At 68.5% G+C, this 1,493-nt stretch carries 1 protein-coding gene and 1 pseudogene; both read right to left on the reverse strand.

Features of this window, described 5'->3' with window-relative positions; translation table 11 throughout:
- Positions 1 to 641: 641 nt before the first annotated feature.
- Positions 642 to 869 carry a hypothetical protein gene (locus tag ABZ070_RS37315; RefSeq protein ID WP_356640643.1) on the reverse strand — a complete coding sequence of 76 codons (228 nt, stop codon included), beginning with the start codon at positions 867 to 869 and terminating at the stop codon, positions 642 to 644.
- 441 nt (positions 870 to 1,310) lie between these two features.
- Positions 1,311 to 1,493 (reverse strand): annotated as a pseudogene (locus ABZ070_RS37320) (IS5/IS1182 family transposase); the annotation flags it as partial.

Genomic DNA, 1,493 nt, shown 5'->3' on the forward strand with positions numbered 1-1,493 from the left:
CACCATCCCGGACGACCTCAAGGACCGGCTCAAGGAGCGCGGGATCGACCTGGACAAGTGGAAGAACGGCGAGTGGAAGAACTGGGACAAGGACATTCGGTGGTCCGCCCGGGGACGATGTCGGGCGGTCCGGCCGGCCCCATGCCGTCAGGGGGGTGGGCCGGCAGTCTTGAGGCTAGGTAGCGGTCAGGCATGCCCAGATGGTGGTGCCGCCGGGGTGGGTGCGAGAGTCGTGGGCGGTGACGTACATGACGATCACATCCGGGACGGGTGGGCGGTCTGCGGTCTGGCGGGGCCAGCGGGCCCCGCAGGGCTCCCGGGAGTCGCCGGGAGCCCTCCACCGACCATCCTCCGCCCACGCCTTCCGGCACCGCCTGAGCAACCACTGCCTAAACCAGCTACATCTCGGCACAGCGCATACTTGGCCGATCGTGATGCGGGGGCCTCTATGTCTTTCGTCAAGCGAGGTGCCCGTGACGAAGCCACGGCACTGCACTGGCCCCTTACCACCTGACCGGCGTCGTGGTCACCGCTGATGCCCTGCACGCCCAGCGCGGTCACGTCCATTCCTTCACGAGAAAGACGCCCGCTTCCTCCTGGTCGTCAAGAACAACCAGCCGACCCTGTTCATGGCCCTGCGCTCACTGCCCTAAAAGCACGTCACCGCCCGCCACGCGGACCGCGACGCCGGGCACGGACGGCGCGAGCTGCGGGTCGTGAAGGCTCTGACGGTCACCGGCCTCGGGGTGGACTTCCACGATCCGCTCCAGCACCGTCCGGTAGGTGCCGATCATCCGCTCCACCAGCGCCTGCCGCTGCTTGCGGATCTCCTCCAGCTCGTCCTTCGCGCATCTCAGCTTGGTCGCCACCCGCTTGCAGAACATCTCCGCCAGCTCGTCCCGGGCACGCCAACGGGCCGTGTGCACCAGACAGGCCAGCAGCGCGATGAGCTTGCCCGGCTCGTAGTCCCGCAGCTCCGCCGCGTCCAGCGCGCCCGCCTCGGCCGCGAAGTCGGAGATCTTTCAGCCGCAGCACTGGCAGGGTGGGCCGGACCGCAGCCGCAGGCGCGGAGGATCGGCAGGAAGACCACCTCGGGCGAGGCTTCCTGTCGAGTCTCGGTCGTGGGGGATTCGGCCATGGGTTGAAGTCAGCCAATGCCTTCTCCAACTCCCCCATTAATCCTCCACCGCCCGCTGATAGTCGCCCAGCCGCAGTCGCGCCATCCCTCGGTTCGCCCACCCCGCAAGCCAGCCCCGGCTCGTCCTCCAGCGCCGCATCGAAACACGTCGCCGCCCGTGTAAAGAACCCGGCCCCAGCACCGAGTGCGGGAGGTCATGCCGCAGATGAATCAGCGTGGCCACCAGCCGGTCGACGAAGACCAGCTGATGCCAGGCACCAGCCCCCGCAGCCCGCTTCCTCACGCCGCCGCGTGCATCGTGACGGCGGCCCTCGACACCGGCCTGCCACGGCTGTGCCAACTCCTCGATCAGGCA

Source organism: Streptomyces sp. NPDC006283 (assembly GCF_040613325.1).
In the GTDB taxonomy this organism is placed as follows: Bacteria; Actinomycetota; Actinomycetes; order Streptomycetales; family Streptomycetaceae; genus Streptomyces.